We start from the raw sequence: 1,840 nt of genomic DNA on the forward strand, positions 1-1,840 counted from the left end.
CAGGGAGTGGTCCACGCTCCCACCCCCCCCCCCGACCCAGCGATCGGACCGACCAGCGATCAGCTAGACCAGCGATCGGGCCGACCAGCAGGTCAGCTCAGAGACCTGCCACGAACCTGGACACGATCGCCCGCCACTGCTCCTTGACCTCGTCGTTGCGCTCCGGGGTCGGCGACCCGAGGTGCTGGACGACCAGCGAGGCCGCCCCGTCCTTCTTGGGCTCGCTGATGACGATGACCGACTCCCCCTCGTACCCCTTGGCACGCCAGGTGATGCGCTTCTCCGTGCCGCTGACCCGGACCTCGCCCACGATGAGTGCGACGACGTCGGCGTCACCGGCGGCGAACTCGCTCCAGGCACGCATGAGGTCGTCCATGCCGAGCGTCGTCGATCTGCTGACGCTCGTCTGGAACGTGCCGTCCGGCCGCTGGCCGGGCACACGCCTGCCGATGTGCTGCTCGTAGGCGACGGCGGTCGACTGGGCCCACCACCCCGGGTTGTCGATCTTCCCGTCGAGCTCTCCGAGCACCGCAGAGGCGATCTCGTGGTGCGTCAGCTCGGGCGCGCCGATGCCCGTGAGGTACGCGAGCCAGTCGTCCCAGCCTCTGCCGGTCGCGCGCTCGACGGCCTGGATGCGGGAGCTCGTCGCCATGCCGACCATCCTGGCACGCGCCACCCACATCGGGTTCGGCTCAGCGCCGCACCGGGTACCTCAGGTGCAGGGCGCGCCGCCCCTGCACGGCGACGGGGTCCTCCAGCAGCACACGGGTGCCGAGCTCCGCGAAGTACGAGATCCCCTCACCCAGCAGCACGGGCGCGAGGCTGACGCAGATCTCGTCGACCAGCCCGAGCGTGATCGCCTGCTGGGCCACGCTCGCGCTCGCGATGGTGACGTCCTTGCTGCCCGCGATCTCCTTGGCACGTTCGATCGCCGTTCCGACGTCGCCGACGAACGTCGTCCGGGGCCAGCGGGCCGCGTCGTCGGGCGTGCGGTGCGTGACCACGACGACGGGGGCGCCCACGGGGTGCATGTCGCCCCACCCGTCGGTGATGTCGAACAGCCGCCGGCCCGAGACGAGGGCACCGACGCCCTCGGTCAGGTCGCGCAGCATCACCGCGCTCGCCTCGTCCACCGTGAGCGAGATGTCCTCGTTGGCGCTCGGCACGACCACGTCGCCCGCGCCGTACCAGTCGAAGAGATCCTCGATGCCGTCGTCCGGGTCCGCGATGAACCCGTCCAGCGACATCGTCATGTGTGTGAAGACCTTGCTCATTGTCCTCCCCCTCCGGTTTCCCTGACCGTACGACTGCAGGGAACCGCAGTACTCATCGGTGAACGGCTCACTACGCTGGGGCGATGAACCAGTGGGACCTGATCGACGGCGTCGTCGAGCTCCCGGACGGCAGGCGGGTGCGCGGCACGGGCCTGCGCAGTCCGCGGCGGGATGCCCCTGCCCCGGACTTCGCGCTCTACCTGCTCGGCAAGGACCCACGGCCCGAGTGGGAGTACCAGTGGGTCCGCTGGCGCGACTTCCGCCTGCCCGACTCGACGGAGCAGGCCGTCGCCGCCCTGCGGGAGGCGCATGCGCGGGCGGAGTCCGAGCGGGTCGAGATCGCCTGCGGCGGCGGGGTCGGCAGGACCGGCACGGCACTGGCGGTCCTGGCCATCCTGAGCGGCGTGGTGCCCGACGACGCCGTGGCCTGGGTCCGCGCGCACTACCGGCCTCGCGCCGTGGAGACCCGGCGTCAGAGGCGCTGGGTGGTCACGGCTCTCACGCGTGGTCGGTAGAACGTCAGGTGTTGGGGGGGGTGTGGGGGGGGTGGGCGGGTGGGGGGGTGG

The 1,840-nt window shown here is 71.2% G+C and carries 3 protein-coding genes; 1 reads left to right on the forward strand and 2 read right to left on the reverse strand.

Annotation, left to right across the window (positions count from 1 at the left end; genetic code table 11):
• Positions 1-97: 97 nt before the first annotated feature.
• Both AB0F40_RS27475 and AB0F40_RS27480 read right to left on the reverse strand, forming a co-directional pair.
• A complete protein-coding gene (locus AB0F40_RS27475) occupies positions 98-652 on the reverse strand; it encodes a hypothetical protein (protein WP_357475504.1) in 555 nt (184 codons plus the stop codon).
• 40 nt (positions 653-692) lie between these two features.
• Positions 693-1,274 (reverse strand): dihydrofolate reductase family protein, encoded by a 582-nt coding sequence (locus AB0F40_RS27480; protein WP_357475506.1) that lies wholly within the window; start codon positions 1,272-1,274, stop codon positions 693-695.
• 83 nt (positions 1,275-1,357) lie between these two features.
• Between AB0F40_RS27480 and AB0F40_RS27485 the strand changes: the two genes are divergently transcribed.
• Positions 1,358-1,789 (forward strand): protein-tyrosine phosphatase family protein, encoded by a 432-nt coding sequence (locus AB0F40_RS27485; protein ID WP_357475508.1) that lies wholly within the window; start codon positions 1,358-1,360, stop codon positions 1,787-1,789.
• Positions 1,790-1,840 lie beyond the last annotated feature (51 nt).

It is taken from the genome of Promicromonospora sp. NPDC023987 (assembly GCF_040639055.1).
Lineage (GTDB): Bacteria > Actinomycetota > Actinomycetes > Actinomycetales > Cellulomonadaceae > Promicromonospora.